This is a genomic window from Spirillospora sp. NPDC029432, from assembly GCF_040703975.1.
Classification (GTDB): Bacteria; Actinomycetota; Actinomycetes; order Streptosporangiales; family Streptosporangiaceae; genus Spirillospora.
The window spans coordinates 50783-70018 of the sequence record NZ_JBEZWH010000012.1; the positions used below are offsets into that span (position 1 = coordinate 50783).

Genomic DNA, 19236 nt, shown 5'->3' on the forward strand with positions numbered 1-19236 from the left:
GGGTCGCTCCGGGCTGGCGGACCATCTCAGGATCGGCATGACATCCCCCTTCCTGGGGGAGCCGGTGTGGCGAATCAGCCTCAAGGCGGGGATGTCGTCGTTGACCGGATACCTTCACTCTACCATCGGACTTCTGATATTGTCCAATATCAGAAGCTTCGACTAGTGAGCCGTCAACTGGTGCCAGGGAAGATCGGCGCACGGAAGTTGGGAGATGACTTCCGATATCACGAGGGGGACCGGTGGCCAGACGACGCCAGCAGGTACCCGACGCCTACACCGGTGTCCACATCGGCTACGCCGCCGCCCTGGCCGACGCACCCCTGGATGCCGACACCCGCCGCGCCTACGACTCCCGCGTCCGCGCCTACCTGACCTGGCTCGATGCCGTCGGCGACCTGGACGGCGGCGACCCCCTGACCGACGTGCGCAGCCGCGACCTCGCCGCTCGCGACTACCGGGGCCACCTCAAGACCGTGCTGGGCCGCTCGGACCACACCGTCAACGCCCACCTGACGGCCCTCGACCATTTCTACGACCACCTCGGCCTGGGCAAGGTCGGTGTCCCCCGCGCTCGCCCTTCCCGGCAGGCCCCCCGCGTCCTGACCACCGGCGAGCAGAGGCGATACCTGCGTACCGTCGAACGCCGCGCCGCCGCGCGCGACCGCGCCATCGGACGGCTCCTGCTCTACTCCGGGATCCGCGTCTCCGAACTGGTCGCCCTGAACATGCGGGACGTGCCGCTGGCGGCCCGCAGAGGCAAGGTCCACATCCGCTCCGGCAAGAGCGAGACCTCCCGCCAGATCCCCCTCACCGACCCCGCCACCCGCGACGCCATCACCGAGTGGAAGACCGACCGCGCCACCTGGCCTGGCGCCGGCACCACGGCGCTGTTCCTCAACCGCCGCGGCGGCCGCCTCACCGCACGCGCCATCGACCACCTTCTGGACGACATCGCCCGCGACGCGGACCTGGTCGACGAGGACGGCGACCCGACCGTCTCCGCCCACATCCTGCGGCACACCTTCGCCACCAACCTGCTGCAAGCGGGAGTCGACCTCGTCATCGTCGCCGAACTCCTCGGCCACGCCCGCCTCGACACCACCCGCCGCTACATCCAGCCCACCCGCACCGGCCTCGAAGACGCCGTCGACCGTCTCCCCACCGACCAGTAAACGTGTGCGTGCCTTCTGAACGACGGTCGGGCCGACATCACCCCCAGCTACCACCGCTCGCCGCGCCGGGGACCGGCCCGTGGCCCACCTGAGCCCCGGACATCCCACCCGATCGGCACCGCAACGGCCCGGTGGCGGCAGGCGGCCCATGCTCAGCGATCAACTCTCCATGTAGTCGAGGGCCACCGTGCCGAACGGGTTGTTCTTGACCCATGAGTCCATGGTGAGCCTGCCCAGGGTGTAGTTCTCAGCCAGCATCCTGGTGACGAAGTGGCCGGCGATGAGTTCGTACACCGCCTCGCTCGGGTGCCCCAGGTCGCTGGTCGTGATGCGGCGCCGCATCCCCGAGGGCACCGGATCGGTCGTCGGTCCAGGCGGGACGGCCGGGTTGTAGAAGGGCTTCACTCCGTGATCCTGCGGCTGCTTGAGCAGCTTGTAGCCGTCCAGGTTCGCGCTGACATGGCGCATCCATTTGCTCACCTCCACGATGTGGCGGTGATCCCCGGCGGGCGCGTTGGGGCCAGGCCAGTTCTTCAGGAGGTCCACGAGAATCTCGTTGAAGGTGTCGATGACGGGGTCGATCCTCTTCGCCTCTTCCAGCTTCGCGGGCTTCGTGTCGGGGAAATCCATGTACCGGACGGCGTTGTAGACGCTGGGGAGGTCCATCACCATGAAGTGGTTCTTCTCAGGCGGGAACGCCTGATTGATCGCCTCGACCAGGAGCCGGACCTCCTCGACGGCCGGGAACGCGCCCACACCGCCCTTCTTCTCGAGTTCCTTCTTGTGGCCTTCGGCCCACGCCTTCCAGAGGCCGTACTCGTTCTCGGCCGGCAGGTCCTTGAACTCGGCGCGGTCGTAGTCGGGGCGCAGCGCGGTGACGAAGTCGTTGAGGCCGATCCAGATCACGTGGAGCGTGTCACCCTCCAACGGCCTGGACAGGCTGGCGCGCTGGGCGAGATAGTCCTCCACCTGGCTCCTGAGGTAAGTCAGCGCGCCGAATTTGGGCGCCCAGTCGTTGGCGGCGATGCTGCCGCCCATGGCGTAGTTGACGTACTTGACCTCCGGCAGGCGCTGCCGCGTCTCCTGCTTCCTGCCCTCCTGGATGTACGCGAGGAGGTCGTCGAGGGTGGTGTTGGGGCCGGTCGGCGGCTTCACCTGGGGCGGCATGTCCCACGAGCTGACCTCGAGGGAGGAGAACATCGTCAGGGTGCGGTGGTCCGTGGACTTGCGGATCGCGAGGTCGCGGTTCCCCCACATGAGCGACTCGCCGGTCGCCCACTGGACGAGGAAGTCCGTCCAGTTCCGCCCGTCGCTGAAGCGGCCCGTCTCGTTCACCCGCATTCCGCCGATACCGAGCTGGTTGAGCAGCCGCCCCAATTCTCCGGTCGGCCACGTCCACTTGTTCCCGATGTCGGACATGCTGTCACCAAAAACGACGATGTTCTTGATGTCCACCATCTTTCCCTCCAGGGGTGCATGAAGACGGCCATTCACTGACGGGCCTGCGACCGTGCTTTTACGGCCGCCTCGGAGCCCTCACCGCATCCTGGACCAGGAATCGCGATCAATCGATCGCGATTCACGGCCGGGAACGGTCGAGGCCGGGTGCGGTCACCGATACAGGCTCGTCTTGTTGCCGAAGTCGCGGAATTCTCTGGACGCGGTCAATGAGAATGAATGGGGCTCATGTGGCCCTCTGCCTCTTCGTGTGGCTCGATGGGCATTGAGGTGACATCCGGCAACCTCTGGTATCCACAAATGCAAAAGGGGAGGAATCGCACTGCCCAGGCACAAGCGGAGTGCGGGCACCGACCGCCGACCGGGTCAGTGCCGGTGCCGTACGGTGGCGTTTTCGGCGCACCGGAGTTCGGAACATTGCGTGTGCGCGCAGGCACCGGAAACATCTGGCCGAACGCTGCGTCCCCTGACAGCGGCCATCGGGCGTCTCTTCAACCGACATGGCGTTTCTATGTATCAAGTACCGCCATTATCGAGGATGCGGGTCGTGCGCCCTCCGTTGCGAAGTATTTGGGTCGCGGCCCTCGATCGTTCAGTCCGGCAAGGTACGAGCCCGGCGGAACCGCGAGCGGCCGGTGCGTTCACTTCCAGGGATGTGTGGGTAGATGGGCGGCGTGCCGGGCCGCGCCCATGGCGGCGGTACGGACGGCCGGTCCCAGCCTGGCGATGTTCGCGCGGGAGCTGTGGACGACCACGGAGATGGCGGCCAGCGCGTGCTCGCTCCGGGGGACCAGGATGGGCGCCGCGATCGAGACCGTGCCGAGCGAGTACTCCTGCGCCGCGACCGCGAAACCGCGCCGGCGGGTCTGCGCCAGGGCGCGGCGGAGCAGTTCCGGCGAGGTGATCGTGTGCGGGGTGTAGCGGGTCAGCCCCTCGCCGATGACGTCCTCGGCGAGCCGCGGCTCGGCGAAGGCGAGGAGCGCCTTTCCCATCCCGGTGGCGTGCAGCGGGAGCCGGTGCCCCTGGCGTGAGGGGGCACCGACGGCGCGCAGCCCAGTGATCTTGTGCAGGTAGATCGCGTGGTGGCCGGCCCGGACGGCGAGGTGGACGTTCTCGTGGGTCACCTCGTACAGGTCCTCCAGGAACGGCAGCGCCGCGTCGGTGAGGCTGCGGCGGCCGGGGGCACGCATGCCGATCTCGAAGAGCCGCAGCCCGATCCGGTAGCGCTGATCGTCACCGCGTTCGAGGCCGCCCCATTCGACCAGCTCGGCCACCAGCCGGTGCGCGGTGGCGGGCGCCAGGCCGGTACGGCGGCACAGCTCGGCCAGGGACAGGCCGCCGTCGTCGGGGCCGAAGGCGTCCAGGACGGCCAAGACCCGGCTGGTCACCGTACGTCCCGGTTCCCGGATCCGGCCCGGCATGGTCGTCCTCCGCGAGGTCTGCTGATGGGATGCCCAGGTTAGCCCTCCTGAGCTGGGTGTCCTTCCCGGGAGACGGATATCGTGGCGCGGTCCTCGCCCACGATGAGCCGCCCGCCGAAGCCGCCGCGGCGTACCTCGGCGGCGAACGCCGCGGCCTCCTCCGGGGAGCGTGGGGCGGGTTCGAGATGGGTGAGCACGAGGGTCGCCACGCCGGCTCGTTCGGCCATGGCGCCCAGTTCCACGGTGTCGGCGTGGTAGTCGGCGATGAAGCGCTTGCCGCGTGAGCGGACCGCGTCCCCGCGGCACGCCTCGTGCACCAGCACCTGAGCGCCGCGTGCCAGTTCCTCGACCTCGTCGCAGACCCTCGTGTCCCCGCTGATGACGACGGCACCGGACGGGGTGTCGAAGCGGTACGCGACCGCGGGCTCCACCGGTTCGTGCCGCACGGCCACGGCGGAGACCTCGACGGACTCCGAACGCCACACCACCGCCGGCGCGGCGGGGGCCTCGAACGCCCGCACGTCCAGCGCCGGCAGCGCGGGCCGCCCGGTGTGGTGCCGGCGGACGGCGATGTCGTCGGCCCAGATGTCCAGAACGTGGCGGGCGAACCGGGCGGCCGGCCCCTCGGGGGCGAGCACCGGCAGGGGGGTGAACCCGCCCTGCACCCAGCGCGTGAGCACCAGGTCGGCCACCCCGACCAGATGGTCGGAATGGTGGTGGGTCAGCGCCAGCAGCCCGACTTCCGGGCAGTCCAGGCCCAGTTCGGCCAGCCGCAGCACGGTGCCGCGTCCGGCATCGACCTGGGCGGCCAGCGGACCGCAGCGCACCAGCGTTCCCGGCCCGGCACGGCCCGGAACGGGGAGCGGAGTCCCCGTCCCCGTCAGCGTCACGGTGGCGTCCAGCACATGTCCTCCTCGATGCGATCCTGGAGAAGACCCTGGTCGAGGCCGTTGCGACGGGACCACAACGGTCTTCCACTGAACAGAACGCGGGGGTGGGGCGAACGGGCGGCGTGGTGTGACGCTGGGCCGCACGCCGCCGTGGCGCACCTCACATGGCGGCCCGGACGGTCACGCAGGCCGGCGATCGTCTCCACGTTCCCCCACCAGAAACAGGCATGACGCGATGACTCCACCCCGAACCGTCCCGGCGCCGCCCGCCGACAGTCTCAACACCCCCGCGATGCGCAGGGTGCTGGCGTCCAGCTTCATCGGCAGCCTCATCGAGTACTACGACTTCCTGCTGTACGCCACCGCGGCGGCGATCGTGTTCAACAAGATCTTCTTCACCGGGATGGGGCCGGGGCTCGCGGCGTTCGCCTCGTTCGGGACGCTGGCGGCCGGATACGCGGCCCGGCCGCTGGGCGGTGCCATCTTCGGCCACTTCGGAGACCGGCTCGGGCGCGAGAACGTCCTGGTCATCTCCATGCTCACCATGGGGATCGCCACCTGCGTGATCGGCCTGCTGCCCACGACGGCGCAGATCGGCGCGGCGGCCCCCGTGCTGCTGATCCTGCTGCGCGTCCTGCAGGGGCTGGCCGTCGGCGGCGAATGGGGCGGCGCGATGCTGATCGGGCTGGAGCACGCCCCCGGCGGCAAGCGCGGATTCGCCGCCAGTTTCGCCAACCTCGGTGGCCCGGCCGGTGCCGTGCTGGCCACGCTGGCGGTCAGTGCCTGCACCCTGCTGCCCGACGACCGGTTCCTGTCCTGGGGCTGGCGGATCCCGTTCCTGGTCAGCGTCCTGCTCGTCATGGTCGGCCTGGTGGTCCGGCTCAAGGTCGCCGAGACCCCGCTGTTCCAGGACCTGCACGCCAAGGCCGAGACCAGGCGGATCCCGCTGGTCGAGGTGCTCACCAGGTACCCCAGGAATCTGATCCTCGGCATCCTCGCCGGAACGAGCGTCTACACGCTGGCCGGCATCGTGACGGTGTGGGCGGTCTCCTACGTGGTCGACGCCGGCGCGGACAAGACCGGCGTGCTCAACGCCAAGGCCGCCGGCGCCGCGCTGATGATCCCGGTCGTGATCATCAGCGCGCGGCTCAGCGACCGGCTCGGCCGCAGGCCGGTCATGCTCGCCGGCGTGGCCGCCGCGGCGGCCGCGGCGTTCCCGATCCTGTGGCTGGTCGAGACCGGGACCGTCTGGGGCTTCGCCGGTGCCGTGATACTCGCGCAGGCGCTCCAGGGCGTGATCTTCGGACCGTTCGGCGCCTTCACCGCGGAACTGTTCCCCACCCGGGTCCGCTACACCGGAGCCTCGCTGGCCTACCAGAGCGCCTCGACCTTCGGCGCCGGCTTCGCGCCCGCCGTCGCGGCGGCCCTCGTGGTCGCCGGCGGCGGCCTGGCACTGCTGGGCGGCGTCTGGATCCTCGCCTTCGGCGTGGCGGCCGCGGCGATCCTCCTCACCCGGGAAGGCCGTACCCAGGACCTCACCACCATGAAATGAGCACGTGACGTGTGGGGTGCCGACATGAACCGTGCGGGTACCGAGCTGGGCGCTGGGCTGCTCCGGGCGGCGGCTATGAGCGAGGCCGGTGTCAGGGGCCGTACGGTTCATAGCCGCCGCGGACGCAGGGGCGAGCGCGAGCCTGCCGGGCTGTTACTGCGTCTCTCGGATCAGGGTGGCCGCCTGGCCGGAGAACTTCACGACGGCGTTGTGCGGTGCGGCCTGGACCCAGGTCTCGAAACCGTCCATGTTGCACTTGCTGACGCCGGCGGGCTTGCTGCCGTCCGGGCAGGTGTCACCGGCGACGTAGAGGACGGTGGCGTTGGCGGTGAAGAAGGCGACGCCGTCGACGGTGAACTTGCCCGGCGCCAGGTAGCGCAGCCGTCCCCACTTCTCCTTGATCTGCTGGCCGCCCGGCGTCTCGCTCGGAGGCTCCTGGGCCTCCGGAGTGCCCGCCCCCTCAGGGGACGAGGCCTTCGGCGTGGAAGCGTCGCCGCCGCCCGGAGTGGAGCTCTCGCTCGGGGCGGGCGTGGAGGCGCCGGCCGAGGCGGGCGGCGGCGCCGCGGAGTCGCCGGTGGCGGTGCCGTCGCAGGCCGTCAGGCTGAGCGCCAGCGCCGCCGCCATGCCGGTGAACACGATCTTCCGCATAGGTGCCGCTCCCATCTCCGTGCGCAGCCCCTGTGGCCGCGTTGTAAAAGGTGAGATGCGGGTGGGGTCCGGGGAGTTGGCGCGCCGGACTGTGATCACCCCGACCCTGAATGTCATGAACTCGCGTGCCGATTCGGGCGTCTGGGACTTACCTCGGCACGAAGAAGTTCGCGCAGTTTCGAACTTTTTCGTCGTCCGAGACGATCGCGGAGGCCGAGCGGGCTTCTGCGATGACTGATTCGGGTCAGCTACATCTGCGGATGCCCATGTTCGCTCGTTTATTGCTCAGGCGCCGGTAGGGGTACGGCGGACAACGACACAGGACGGCACGTGGGTCGTACTGGAAGCGGCCCGTAGACTCGCCTGAACACCCGACCAAGGCGCCGCGCGAGCGGTTCTCCCTTGCGATAAGGGACAGTGCTGACCGCCACAAATGCGGCAGAGGTGCTTTGGTCCGTCTTTCGAGGTGTTGGTCAGGGGCAGATCTTCCGGTATTCGAGTCCGGCGGGCATGTACTGGGCCCATTCGCGACGTGTCAGCGTGCGTCCGGCCACCGCGCAGACGGAGCCGGCGAGGTCGGCGGGCATCGACACGTCCCACAGCCGCACGGTCTCGTCCTCGCTGCCCGTGGCCAGCGTGGCGCCGTCGGGGCTGAACGCCACCGAGTAGATGGAACGGGTGTGGCCGGTGAGGGGCTCGCCGATCTGGCGGCGGGCACCCGCGTCCCACAGCCGCACCGTACGGTCGGTGCTGCCGGTGGCCAGCGTGCGGCCGTCCCGGCTGAAGGCCACCGAATTGACGGCGTCGGTGTGGCCGGTGAGGGGCGTGCCGATCGCGCGGCGGGTGCGTACGTCCCACAGCCGGACCGTCTTGTCCTCACCGCCGGTGGCCAGCGTGCGGCCGTCCGGGCTGAACACCACCGAATGCACGATGCCGGTATGGCCGGTGAGGGGCGCTCCGATCGCGCGGCGCGTGCGCAGGTCCCACAGCCGCACCGCCCCGTTGACGCCGTCGCCGGTGGCCAGCGTGCGGCCATCGGGGCTGAACACCACCGAGCCGATGGTGTCGGTGTCGTCGGTGTGGAGCCTGCCGATCGCGCGGCGGGTGCGCACGCCCCAGAGCAGCACCTTCCCGGCGGCGCCGCTGCCGCTCGCGGCCAGCGTGCCGCCGTCGGGACTGAACGCCACCGAGTCGACGCCGGCGTCGTGGCCGGTGAGGGGCGCGCCGATCGGGCGGCGCGTGCGCAGGTCCCACAGCCGTACCGTGTCGTCGTCGCCGCCGGTGGCCACCGTACGGCCGTCGGGGCTGAACGCCACCGCGTTGACGGTGTTGGTGTGGCCGGTGAGTGCGCCGGTCTGTTGACGGCCGCGTGTGTCCCACAGCCGCACCAGCGTGTCGTCCCCGGTGGCCAAGGTGCGGCCGTCGGGACTGAACGCCACCGCGTTGACGGTGAGCGACCTGGCGAGCTGGACGTGGGCGCGCACGTTCCACAGCCGCACCGTCTTGTCGTCCCCGCCGGTCGTGGCGAGCGTGCGGCCGTCCGGACTGAACGCGACCGCGTTGATGGTGCCGCTGTGGCCGGTGAGGGGTGCGCCGATCGGGCGGCTCGTCAGCGGATCCCACATCCGCACGGTCGTGCCGTCGCTGGTGGCGAGGATGCGGGAGTCCGGGCTGAAGGCCACCGCGTAGACACCGGCGGTGTGGCCGGTGAGGGGGGCACCGGCCGGACGGCGGGTGCGTACATCCCACAGCCGTACCCTGCCGTCGTCCCCGCCGCCGACGGCCAGCGTACGGCCGTCCGGGCTGAAGGCGATCGAGTCGACGCTCTCGGAGTGGCCGGTGAGAGGAGCGCCCGCCGGACGTCGCGTGGCCACATCCCACAGGTGGACGGTGCCATCACCGGCGGCGGCCAGGGTACGGCCGTCCGGGCTGAAGGCCAGCGGGCCGAGACCGGTCCCGCCCGTGAGCGCCGCGCCGATCGGGCGGCGGGATCGCGCGTCCCAGAGCCGTACCGTGCCGTCGTGGCCGCTGGTCGCGAGGGTGCCGCCGTCCGGGCTGAACGCCACCGTATGGACGCCGTCCATATGGTCGGTGGAGAGGGCACCGATCCGGCGGCGGTCGTGGACGTCCCACAGCAGCACCGCGCTGTCGCCGCCGCCGGTGGCCAGCGTGCGGCCGTCCGGGCTGAAGGCGATCGAGTTGACGCTCTGGGAGTGGCCGGTGCGCAGGTCGCCGACCTGGCGGCGGGCGCGCACGTCCCACAGCTGCACCCGCGGGTCGAAGGCGCCGCCGCCGGTGGCCAGCGTACGGCCGTCGGGGCTGTAGGCCACCGAATCGACCGAGTCGGTGGGGACGGTGAGGGCGGCGCGGTCGGGCCTGGCCAGGACGGTGGCGAGGGCGGCGCGGCTTTCGGGGCCCTTCTGCAACCGCCAGGCCGCCGCGGCGAGCAGGGCCGACACCGCCGGGTCGGTGGCCTGCCGGCTCTGCGCGACCAGTTGGCTGGACAGGACGGCGTCGCGCTGGCGGTTGGCGTTGTCGCGCTGGAGGTCGGCGCTCTGCTGCGCCTGGACCGCCCATCCGGTGGCGGTGAGCGACAGGAGTGTGGTGGCGGCCAGGACCAGGGCGATGGTGCGGGTACGGCGGGTGCGGGCGGTCTGGGCGCGGGTGCTGGCGTCCAGCAGGCCGCGTTCGGTCCGGTTGGGGAACGGCCTGCGCCCGGCGGTCGCCCAGCCCATCGCCTGGTCCAGATGGGCGCCGGTCAGGACGTCGCCGCGGCGCCGCCCGTTGTCGTCCCAGATGCGGGCGGCCTGGCGGACGCGGTGGTGGACGGCCAGGTCCTCGTGCCGGTCCTCGGTCCAGTCCCGCAGCCGGGGCCAGGCCCGCAGCACCGCCGGCCGGGTCAGGACGACCCGCCGCCCCGCCGCCCGTCCCGCTGGCTCCTCCACCCGGTCCGGGTCCGGGGCATCGACGCGGGTCTCCTCCAGAGCCTGCTCTCCGGTACGGTCCTGAACCTCGGCCGGTGCCGGTTCACCGGTGAGGGCCAGCAGGGGCGCGAAGGCCCGTACGACCCGTTCCAGCGCCTCCCCCTCGGCGGGCTCGCGGCGGTCGAGAAGTTCCGCGGCCGGCACCGGACGCACCGACCAGCCTCCGTCGTCGCCGGGGACCAGGCAGCGCAGGAACACCTCCGGGACCAGGTGCCGCTCCTCCGGTGACAGGGCGGTGTAGGCGTCCTCGGCGAGCTTCCCGAGCGCCGGATCGCCCGGCGCCCACCCTGAAGGCGGCCCGGCCAGCTCGGCGCCCCGGTCGACCAGGTTCTGCAAGTCGTCGGCCCCCTCGCGGGGGTCGCCGGTCAGCGCCGCCAGGATCTGCGGCGCCGAGGGACGCCGCAGCGCGTCCTTGGACAGCGCCGCCGCGACCAGCGCGCGCAGCGGCTCGGGCAGCGCGGACAGGTCCGGGTCGGAGGTCCGCACCTGGTGCGCGATCTGCGGCAGGTCCGCGCCGGTGAAGGCGTGCCGCCCGGTGGCCGCGAACACCATGATCGCGCCCCAGGCGAACACGTCGGCCTCGGCTCCGGCCCGCTCCCCCGCGTACACCTCCGGAGGCATGTACCGCAGCGTCCCGACCAGCCCGCCGTCCCGGGTGGCCGAGCCGGTGTCCAGCATCCGCGCGATCCCGAAATCGATCAGCCGCGGCCCGTCCGGCCCCAGCATCACGTTGCCGGGCTTGAGATCGCGGTGCACCACCCTGGCCCGGTGGATCGCCGTCAGCGCGGTGGCGATCCCGATCCCGAGCCGGTGCAGATCGTCCCCGCCGAACCGGCGCGGCTCCCGCCCCCCGCCTCCGGTGACGGCCGCCTGCAGGCTGAGCCCGTCGATGTACTCGCTGACGATGTACGGCCGCGGCGGCTCCAGGTGCACCCGCAGGATCCTGGCCGTGCAGAACGAGGCCACCCGCTGCGCCGCGCGCGCCTCGGCCGCCATCCGCGCCAGCTCCTCCGGTGATTCCGACGCCCCGTGCAGCACCTTGACCGCCACCCGGCCGCCGTCGGGGCCGTACGCCTCGTACACCACCCCTTGGCCGCCGGCTCCCAGCCGCCCTGCCAGCCAGAACTCCCCGATCCGTTCCGGATCCCCCGGCTCCAGCCGATCCACCACGCGCCCATCACCCCGGGTTCTCCGCGGACCGGCCAGTCACCGGCCGGCTCACGGCACACGATCAACAGTCGATTTCTAACGCTGTGACGCCACGGACACGGACAGAGTTCACCAGGCATCGCGGACGGCCGCTCTGTGGTGCGCGTTCAGCGTGGCGTGCCGTGGCCGCTCCTGGGTGCGATCTGGATTTCCTGTATCCCGTTGATGCGGTCCAGTTCGTGTTGGCCGGGAATCGGGATCTCAGGGGCGCAGCAGGGCCTTGATGGCGCGGCGTTCGTCCATGGCCTTGTAGCCCTCGGCGGCGTCCTCTAGCGGCAGGGTGAGGTCGAAGACCTTGCCGGGGTCGATCGTCCGGTTCCAGATCAGGTCGATCAGTTCGGGCAGGAAGCGGCGCACCGGGGCGGGGCCGCCGTGCAGGTGGACGCCCGAGAAGAACAGCTCCTCGCCGGGAAGCCGCACCCCGTGGGCGACGCCGACGTAGCCGACGTGGCCGCCGGGGCGGGTGGAGCGGATGGCCTGCATCATCGACTCCTGGGTGCCGACCGCCTCGACCACCGAGTGCGCGCCCAGCCCGCCGGTCAGCTCCTTGATCTGGGCGACGCCCTCGGCGCCGCGCTCGGCGACGATGTCGGTGGCACCGAACTCGATGGCGAGCCTCTGGCGGTCGGCGTGCCGGCTGAAGATCACGATCCGCTCGGCGCCCAGCCGGCGGGCGGCCAGAACGGCCAGCAGGCCGACCGCGCCGTCACCGACCACCGCCACCGTCTTGCCGGGGCCGGCCTCGGCGGCCACCGCGCCGAACCAGCCGGTGCCGAGGACGTCCGACGCGGCCAGCAGCGACGGGATCAGTTCGGGGGCGGGCATGCCCGGTGTGGCGACGAGGGTGCCGTCGGCCAGCGGGATCCGGGCGTACTGCGCCTGGGTGCCCAGCGCCCCGATCGGCTCGGCGTGCACGCACCGCGACTGGTACCCGGCCCGGCAGATCTCGCAGGTGTTGTCGGAGGCGAAGAACGACCCGACGACGAAGTCGCCGACCTCGATCTCCCTCACCTGGTCGCCGATCCGCTCGACCACCCCGACGTACTCGTGGCCCATCGGCGCGTCCGCGACCTCCTCCACACCGCGGTACGGCCACAGATCCGACCCGCACACGCAGGCCGCCGTCACGCGGATGACCGCGTCGGTCGGCTCGACGATCCGCGGATCGTCGCGGTCCCGCACCCGGACGTCGCCGGGAGCGTGCATCACCACACCACGCATGATTTCCCCTTCTGTTCCATCGGTCCGCGCCTTCGCCGGCTGCGGTGGCACGCCGGGTGCTCCACCGCAGACGGCGCGCCGGCCTGCGAGGCCCTCAACGCCCACTACCCATCAAAGGCGCAGGCCAGCGCGCCAGGAAGGCATTGCTGAAAGGTGTACTGACAGGGCGCCCCTCCTGCACGGCCGCCAAGGACCGCGCCCCAGCGGCCGTGCCCGTGGACGCCGCGCTCAGCCGAAGGTGGCGGCGTCGATGACGAAGCGGTAGCGCACATCGGAGGCCAGGACGCGCTGGTAGGCCTCGTTGATCTGCTCGGCGGAGACGATCTCGACGTCGGCGCCGATGCCGTGCTCCGCGCAGAAGTCGAGCATCTCCTGGGTCAGGGCGATACCCCCGATCATCGAGGCGGTCAGGACGCGCCGGCCGCCCAGGAGGAGGGATCCGTCGACCGCCAGCGGGCTCGGGGCGACACCGACGTTCACCATGGCGCCGTCCACGGTCAGCAGGCCCAGGTAGGCGTTGACGTCCAGGTCTGCGCTGACGGTGTTGACGATCAGGTCGAAGCGGCCGGCGAGATCGGTGAAGGTGCCGGGGTCGCTGGTGGCGCGGTAGTCGCCGGCGCCCAGCCGCAGGCCGTCCTCCTGCTTCTTCAGCGACTGCGACAGGACGGTGACCTCGGCGCCCAGCGCGTGGGCGATCTTCACCGCCATGTGGCCGAGGCCGCCCAGGCCCACGACCGCGACCTTCCTGCCCGGCCCGGCGCCCCACCGGCGCAGCGGCGCGTAGGTGGTGATGCCCGCGCACAGCAGTGGCGCCGCCGCGGCGGCGTCCAGGCCCTCGGGCACCGACAGCACGTACTCGGCGTCCACGACGACGTGGGTGGAGTAGCCGCCCTGGGTGGTGGTGCCGTCCCTGTCGACGCCGGCGTAGGTGGGGACCATGCCCTGGCTGCAGTACTGCTCGTCGCCGCCCTGGCAGTTGGCGCATCGGCCGCAGGAGTTCACCATGCACCCCACCCCGACGCGGTCCCCCACCCGGTGGCGGGTGACGCCGGGCCCGGCCTGCTCCACGATCCCGACGATCTCGTGGCCGGGCACCAGCGGGTAGGGCTGGGGTCCCCAGTCTCCGTTGACGGTGTGGATGTCGGAATGGCAGATACCCGCGTACTCGATCCTGATGAGGACGTCGCCGGGGCCGACCTCGCGCCGTTCGATGGTCGTGGGGGCCAGCGGTTCGGCGGCGGCCGGGGCGGCATAGGCGTTCACACGCATGAAGATCACTCCTTGGTAGTCGTCGTCCATCGAACGACCAGGCCAGGGTATGGAGAAGGCACTGGTGAAAGGTGTACTGGCAGGGCACCCCAGCCGGCGGGGAGGCCGCCTAGCCTGAAGAGGTGGACCAGCGCAGCCAGATCCGTGAGTTCCTGACCTCCCGCCGAGCCAGGATCACGCCCGGTGAGGTCGGGCTGGCCTCGTACGGCGCCCGCCGCGTCCCCGGCCTGCGCCGCGCCGAGGTCGCCCAGCTCGCCGGTGTGAGCGTGGAGTACTACTCCCGGCTGGAGCGCGGCGACCTGTCCGGCGTGTCGGACCAGGTCCTGGACTCCCTGGCCCGCGCCCTGCGGCTGGACGAGGAGGAGCGCATCCACCTGGAGGACCTGGCCCGTGCCGCCGGCCCCGCCCCGCGCCGCCGGCACCGTCCCGGCACCACCACCGTCCGGCCCGGGGTGCAGCGGCTGCTGGACTCCATGACCGACGCCCCCGCCCTGGTCATGAACGGGCGCGGCGACATCCTGGCCCTCAACGCCCTGGGCCGCGTCCTGTACGCCCCCATGATCGAGGCCGCGCGCGGCGGCGTCCCCAACCACGCCCGGTTCATCTTCCTCGACTCCCGCTCCCGCACCTTCTGGGGCGATTGGGAGCGCGCCGCCGACGACACCGTCGCGCTGCTCCAGGCCGAGGCCGGCCGCGACCCGTTCAACAAGCAGCTCACCGACCTCATCGGAGAGCTGTCCACCCGCAGCGAGACCTTCCGGGCCCGGTGGGCGCGCCACGACGTGCGCCAGTACCACCAGGGCGCCAAACCGCTCCGCCATCCCGTCGTCGGCACCCTGCACCTCACCTACGAGGCCCTCGAACTGGCCGCCGACAAACTCACCCTGGTCGCCTACAGCGCCGAACCCGGCACGGATACCGAAGACAAGCTCCGCCTCCTGGCCAGCTGGGCCGCCGACCCCGCCACCCCGCACCCCACCGAGCCCGACCCCACCCGCCCCGAGGCCTGAGGCCTGGGCGGCGGTCGAGCGTGTCGGCGCGCTCTCCGGCGTGCGGAGGCCGGTACGGGCGGACGCGCGGAGTCTGCCGGTCAGTCCGGGGATGGCCGGTCAGTGCGGAGGTGGCTCGGGGCGATCGTCGAACGCGAGCGGCCTCATCGGGACCGCCGCGCGGGGGGCCTGTTTGCGGTGGTCGCTGGGGCGTGTGCCGCGTAGTCGTTTGAACGCCACGCTCAGCGCGAAGGCGTTGGCGTAGCCGACCTTCCGGGCGATGGTGTCCACCGTTTGGTCGGTCTCGCGCAGCAGGTCGGCGGCCAGGGCGATCCGCCAGCTCGCGAGGTAGGCCATCGGCGGTTCGCCGACGAGCGCGGTGAAGCGCCGGGCGAGGGCCGCCCGCGATACCCCTGTCTTGGCCGCCAGGTCCGCGACCGTCCACGGGTGGGCGGGTGCGTCGTGCAGCAGGCGCAGGGCGGTGCCCGCGACCGGGTCGTCCAGTGCGCGGCACCATGCCGGGGCGCCGGAGCCGGGTTCGTCGAACCAGGTGCGCAGCGCGGCGACCAGCATCAGGTCCAGGAGCCGGTCCAGCACCAGCTGCTGTCCCGGACGGTCCCTGGCGACCTCCGCGGCCAGTATCTCCACCGATGGATCGCGGCTTTCGCCGGCCGGCACCGTCAGCACGGCGGGCAGGACACGCAGCAGCCGGTCGCTGAGTTCTCCTCGGCGTTCAAAGGCCCCGCTGACGAGCACCGCGGCTCCGTCGGTGAGGGTTCCGCAGGTCCGGGCGGGTCCGGAGGCGTGTTCGACGCCTTCGGCGCCGGCGCAGTAATCGGCGCTGGTCACCACCAGCGAGGGGGTGGTCGCGGGGTCGTCGGCCACGGTGTAGGGCACATCACCGCGGACGACGGCGATGTCGCCGACGCCGATGCGCACCGGTTCGTGCCGGTCGGGAACGATCCAGGCGTGCCCGTGCAGCATCGTGGCCAGCGTCAGCGGGGCGCCGCCGGCCATCCGCAGTGCCCAGGGCGGCCGCATGATGGTCCGCCGGAAGACCGCGCCGCGCGCCCGTACCTCCGCCAGCAGCTCCGACACCGCGTCCATCCACCCAATGTAGACGCCTGGACATGAAGTGGAGCTTCCTGGCCATGGAACGTCTCAGCGGCAGCCGATTGGCTGGGGCCATGACTGAACATCCGATCCTGGTCACCGGGGCGACGGGGAAGTCCGGCCGCCGCGTCGTCGGCCAGCTGCGGGCCAAGGGGCTGCCGGTCCGCACGGCGGCCCGCAACGGCGAGTGCACGTTCGACTGGACCGACCGCGGCACCTGGGACGCGGCCCTGGAGGGCGTGCGCGCCGTCTACATCGTGCAGTTGGACGGCACCAAGCTCGTCCGCCCGTTCGTCGAGCGGGCGGTGGGGCATGGGGTCGGGCGGATCGTCCTGGCCTCTGGGCGCGGGATCGACGTGCCCGGCTACGCCAAGGACGGCGGCGTCCTGGAGGGCCTGGTCGACAGCGAGGCCGCCGTGCGGGAGAGCGGCGTGGAGTGGACGATCAGCAGGCCGGGCTGGTTCGCGCAGAACTTCAGCGAGGGCTTCTTCGCCGATGCCGTCCGGGCCGGTGAACTGCGGCTGCCCGCCGGCGACGGGGCGGCCGCCTTCGTCGACGCCGAGGACATCGCCGCGGTGGTGGTCGCCGCGCTGACCGAGGACGGGCACGCGGGCCGGATCTATGAGCTGTCCGGTCCCCGGGCGGTGACGCTGACCGAGGCGGTCGCCGCGATCTCCGGGGCCGCCGGCCGCGAGGTCCTCTACGTGCCGCTCTCCGTCCGGGAGTACGTCGCCGAACTCGTCCGGCAGGGCTGGCCGCCCGCGGACGCCGAAGCGTTCGCGGACATCATCGAGCCCCTCAGGGAGGGCAAGGACGCCTACGTCTCGGACGGCGTGCGGCGTGCCCTCGGCCGCCCGCCGCGGACCTTCGCCGAGTTCGCCGAATCCACTGCCGCCGCGGGCGGCTGGCAGGCCTGACCTCCTCGTCCGTGAGGACCGAACCGGCGGGCGTCCAGGGCCGGTCACCTGTACCAGTCGTCGCCTTCCGAGGCGGCGCGGCGCTCCAGGTAGTCCCGCAGGGACACCGCGACCGGCTCGCGCTCGTCGGTCTCGTGGTCCCATACGACGATCCCGCCGGGCCGGTCATCGCGGGCCTGGACGTACGCGAACTGGTCGCCGCCGCCGTTGTCCGCCATGAAGAGCAGCCGGTCGAAGGGGGCGTAGAGCTCCGCGAAGGCGGGGTTCCGCCGGAACTCCGCGTTCCCCTCGATGATCTCCTGGACCGACCAGACCAGGCCGGAGCCGTACTCGGCCCGTACGCCGTCGGTCTGCCGCAGGAGTTCCCGCAGATCGTCCGGCACGCCGCCCAGCGGCAGGATCCGGTCGATCGCCTCGTCGGCGGCGGGTGCGGCGAACTCCGCGTCGCCGTACAGGCGCCCGATCAGCTCCGTCCACATGGCCGGTCCTCCCGCCGCGAAAGCAGCGATCATGGTACGCGCTCGGCCCGGCCGAGGGTGCCGGCCGCCATGAAACGATGGTCTCCGTGTCGGGTCAGCAGGGTCTCCGCCCGTCCTCGGACATCCACGCCTATCTGGTCGAGCAGCTCAACCTGACGCTGCGCAGACCCGGCATGTACGGCGGCGAGTCCGCAGTCAGGCTGGTGATCGATCATCTGGCGTTCGTCGAGGACCTCGACGGCGTGTGGTCCGCGCATCGGGACGCGATGGAGGCGCGGGGCTCCTTCACGGTCACCGGTGTGATGGGGGCGTTCGCCCGCTTGATCCCCAAGGCTTACGAGTACGGCATGGCCTCGGTCTACGCGGAGTTCGCCCGCGACCGCGGGTGGCTCCGGACCGAGCGGGTCCTCGGCGGCGATGAGTACGCGCGGATGTCCCGAACGCTCGCCGGGTGGGTCGAGCAGGATCGGAGACTCGCGGACGTTCTCGACACCTTCGGCGACCCCTCGGTCGTTTTCGGAGGTTCCAACCCGCGCTACGGCAAGACCCTGGGTTACGTGAGCGGCGACCTCGCCGATCCGATGGTCTCGTTCCATCTCTGGAACGGCGTCGATCCGCAGGTCGACGGCGCCTGGCCGACCTATGACGAGCCGATTCTCATCGCCGCGCGGCGCGGATCGGGCCGCTTCGACCAGACCTTCGCGTTCACGCCCACAGGGAAGCGCCTGCGCCCGATCGATGACAGACCTTCCGGCTAGCTGCGCCGGTTCACCGGGTGCCGCGGCCGCTACATGACGCACCGCCACAGGCAGGCACACGAGGACATGGCCGATCTCACCCGGACCAGGTGCGGGCTTCGCGGCGCGGCTGGGCCGGGTCGAAGGCGTTGTAGGCCGGGACCAGCGAGTAGTCGGTCAGCGCCCGGACGGTCGCGGTGCCGGGTGCGACGTCGCTGATGACGCCGTACTCGATGTAGGTGTCGAGGGTCTTCTGCAGGTCCGCGTCCTTCTGCAGGCCGTACCGGCCCGCCGAGCCGGGGCCGCCGGAGATCCGCAGCCGCTGCGCGAGGATCTCGGTCGCGGTGGCGAGGTCGGCCTCCTTCCCGCCGGCCAGCTTGGACGCCGGGAAGTGCCGCCAGTGCATCTCGATGGCGGCGCGCGGGTTCTCCTGCGCGAAGACCATGCCCTTGAAGAACGCCCTGAACAGGCCGCTGATCGCCTTCGGGCGCTCCCGGACGTCGCGCTTGCGGCAGATCAGGGCCGAGGTGCCGGTCAGCCCGTCGGTCCGCGACTCGACCTCGACCAGTTCCTCGCCCAGGAGCCGCCCGACGATCAGGTTGGAGCTGTCGTAGCCGGAGTAGGCGTCGATGTCGCCGCGCTTCAGCGCCTGGGCGGCCTGCGCCCCGTAGCCGACGGCGAGGATGCGGTCCGCGTCGACGGGACGGCCCTGCGCCCTGGTCGCCCCGGTCACCAGCAGCTCGTTGATGCCGCCGCGGAGGTTGACGCCGACGGTCCTGCCGGCCAGGTCCGCCGTCGTCCGGAGCCCGGACGCGGCCGGGGCGACGGTACGGAAGATGTTGCCGTTGACGGTTCCGACGATGACCAGGCCGGGGTCCTGGCCGATGGCGGTGACGGCGTTGGCGGTCGAGCCGTACGTGCAGGTGGCGCGCTCGTTGGCGACGGCCTGGATCGCCGCGACCGCGTTCTTCACCGGCTGCATCTCCACCTTCAGGCCCTCGTCCGCGAAGTACCCCATGGTCTCCGGCACCGTGGCGTACGAGGCGGTGGCCGCGCTGAGCGTCTGGTCGGCGACGGCGAAGGTGAGTTCGGTCCGTCCGTCGCCGGTGCCGCACGCGGTGGCCGCGGCGAGCGTCGCGGCGGTGGCCAGGAGCGCGCACGCTCTCCTCATGGC

Annotated in this window: 15 protein-coding genes; 5 read left to right on the forward strand and 10 right to left on the reverse strand. The window is 71.7% G+C overall.

Annotation, left to right across the window (positions count from 1 at the left end; translation table 11 throughout):
- Positions 1-242: 242 nt before the first annotated feature.
- Positions 243-1175 carry a tyrosine-type recombinase/integrase gene (locus AB0881_RS12385; RefSeq protein WP_366616541.1) on the forward strand — a complete coding sequence of 311 codons (933 nt, stop codon included), beginning with the start codon at positions 243-245 and terminating at the stop codon, positions 1173-1175.
- Between the two features lie 159 nt (positions 1176-1334).
- On the opposite strand, the gene AB0881_RS12390 is transcribed toward AB0881_RS12385, so the two are convergent.
- The 3 genes from AB0881_RS12390 to AB0881_RS12400 all read right to left on the reverse strand — a co-directional run bounded on the left by AB0881_RS12390 (position 1335) and on the right by AB0881_RS12400 (position 4959).
- Positions 1335-2633: a hypothetical protein gene (locus AB0881_RS12390; RefSeq protein ID WP_366616543.1), complete on the reverse strand. Its 1299-nt coding sequence runs from the start codon at positions 2631-2633 to the stop codon at positions 1335-1337.
- Positions 2634-3274: 641 nt separating this feature from the next.
- A complete protein-coding gene (locus AB0881_RS12395; RefSeq protein ID WP_366616545.1) occupies positions 3275-4021 on the reverse strand; it encodes an IclR family transcriptional regulator in 747 nt (248 codons plus the stop codon).
- 71 nt (positions 4022-4092) lie between these two features.
- Entirely contained in the window at positions 4093-4959 is an 867-nt protein-coding gene (locus AB0881_RS12400) for an MBL fold metallo-hydrolase (protein ID WP_366616547.1), read from the reverse strand.
- A gap of 220 nt (positions 4960-5179) precedes the next feature.
- Here AB0881_RS12400 and AB0881_RS12405 point away from each other — a divergent pair, with 220 nt between their 5' ends.
- Entirely contained in the window at positions 5180-6496 is a 1317-nt protein-coding gene (locus AB0881_RS12405) for an MFS transporter (protein ID WP_366616549.1), read from the forward strand.
- Positions 6497-6649: 153 nt separating this feature from the next.
- Here AB0881_RS12405 and AB0881_RS12410 read toward each other — a convergent pair whose 3' ends face one another.
- From AB0881_RS12410 to AB0881_RS12425, 4 genes are all read right to left on the reverse strand, one after another.
- Positions 6650-7144, reverse strand: coding sequence for a hypothetical protein (locus AB0881_RS12410; RefSeq protein WP_366616551.1), 495 nt, complete (start codon positions 7142-7144; stop codon positions 6650-6652).
- Between the two features lie 473 nt (positions 7145-7617).
- Positions 7618-11298, reverse strand: a complete 3681-nt coding sequence (locus AB0881_RS12415; protein ID WP_366616553.1) for a protein kinase — start codon at positions 11296-11298, stop codon at positions 7618-7620.
- Positions 11299-11538: 240 nt separating this feature from the next.
- Entirely contained in the window at positions 11539-12558 is a 1020-nt protein-coding gene (locus AB0881_RS12420; protein WP_366616555.1) for a zinc-dependent alcohol dehydrogenase family protein, read from the reverse strand.
- A 228-nt stretch (positions 12559-12786) separates the two neighbouring features.
- Entirely contained in the window at positions 12787-13827 is a 1041-nt protein-coding gene (locus AB0881_RS12425; RefSeq protein WP_366616556.1) for an NAD(P)-dependent alcohol dehydrogenase, read from the reverse strand.
- Positions 13828-13949: 122 nt separating this feature from the next.
- On the opposite strand from AB0881_RS12425, the gene AB0881_RS12430 reads away from it, so the two are divergent.
- On the forward strand, positions 13950-14837 hold the full coding sequence (locus tag AB0881_RS12430) for a helix-turn-helix transcriptional regulator (RefSeq protein ID WP_366616558.1): 888 nt from the start codon (positions 13950-13952) through the stop codon (positions 14835-14837).
- 99 nt (positions 14838-14936) lie between these two features.
- Here AB0881_RS12430 and AB0881_RS12435 read toward each other — a convergent pair whose 3' ends face one another.
- Positions 14937-15923 (reverse strand): AraC family transcriptional regulator, encoded by a 987-nt coding sequence (locus AB0881_RS12435; protein ID WP_366616559.1) that lies wholly within the window; start codon positions 15921-15923, stop codon positions 14937-14939.
- Between the two features lie 80 nt (positions 15924-16003).
- Here AB0881_RS12435 and AB0881_RS12440 point away from each other — a divergent pair, with 80 nt between their 5' ends.
- Entirely contained in the window at positions 16004-16846 is an 843-nt protein-coding gene (locus AB0881_RS12440) for an NAD(P)H-binding protein (protein WP_366616561.1), read from the forward strand.
- A 44-nt stretch (positions 16847-16890) separates the two neighbouring features.
- Here AB0881_RS12440 and AB0881_RS12445 read toward each other — a convergent pair whose 3' ends face one another.
- Complete coding sequence (locus AB0881_RS12445) at positions 16891-17325, reverse strand: SMI1/KNR4 family protein (RefSeq protein WP_366616562.1); 435 nt, start codon at positions 17323-17325, stop codon at positions 16891-16893.
- Positions 17326-17411: 86 nt separating this feature from the next.
- Here AB0881_RS12445 and AB0881_RS12450 point away from each other — a divergent pair, with 86 nt between their 5' ends.
- A complete protein-coding gene (locus AB0881_RS12450) occupies positions 17412-18083 on the forward strand; it encodes a hypothetical protein (protein WP_366616563.1) in 672 nt (223 codons plus the stop codon).
- A 76-nt stretch (positions 18084-18159) separates the two neighbouring features.
- Here the strand turns inward: AB0881_RS12450 and AB0881_RS12455 are convergent, their stop codons facing one another.
- Positions 18160-19233, reverse strand: a complete 1074-nt coding sequence (locus AB0881_RS12455; protein WP_366616564.1) for an ABC transporter substrate-binding protein — start codon at positions 19231-19233, stop codon at positions 18160-18162.
- Positions 19234-19236: the final 3 nt, after the last annotated feature.

What these genes read in the sequence shown, in the direction of transcription:
- AB0881_RS12405 (WP_366616549.1), top strand. Translation starts at nt 5,180, where the DNA reads ATGACTCCACCCCGAACCGTCCCGGCGCCGCCCGCCGACAGTCTCAAC.
- AB0881_RS12420 (WP_366616555.1), bottom strand. Translation starts at nt 12,558, where the DNA reads ATGCGTGGTGTGGTGATGCACGCTCCCGGCGACGTCCGGGTGCGGGAC.
- AB0881_RS12455 (WP_366616564.1), bottom strand. Translation starts at nt 19,233, where the DNA reads ATGAGGAGAGCGTGCGCGCTCCTGGCCACCGCCGCGACGCTCGCCGCG.
- AB0881_RS12390 (WP_366616543.1), bottom strand. Translation starts at nt 2,633, where the DNA reads ATGGTGGACATCAAGAACATCGTCGTTTTTGGTGACAGCATGTCCGAC.
- AB0881_RS12425 (WP_366616556.1), bottom strand. Translation starts at nt 13,827, where the DNA reads ATGCGTGTGAACGCCTATGCCGCCCCGGCCGCCGCCGAACCGCTGGCC.
- AB0881_RS12435 (WP_366616559.1), bottom strand. Translation starts at nt 15,923, where the DNA reads ATGGACGCGGTGTCGGAGCTGCTGGCGGAGGTACGGGCGCGCGGCGCG.
- AB0881_RS12440 (WP_366616561.1), top strand. Translation starts at nt 16,004, where the DNA reads ATGACTGAACATCCGATCCTGGTCACCGGGGCGACGGGGAAGTCCGGC.
- AB0881_RS12410 (WP_366616551.1), bottom strand. Translation starts at nt 7,144, where the DNA reads ATGCGGAAGATCGTGTTCACCGGCATGGCGGCGGCGCTGGCGCTCAGC.
- AB0881_RS12445 (WP_366616562.1), bottom strand. Translation starts at nt 17,325, where the DNA reads ATGTGGACGGAGCTGATCGGGCGCCTGTACGGCGACGCGGAGTTCGCC.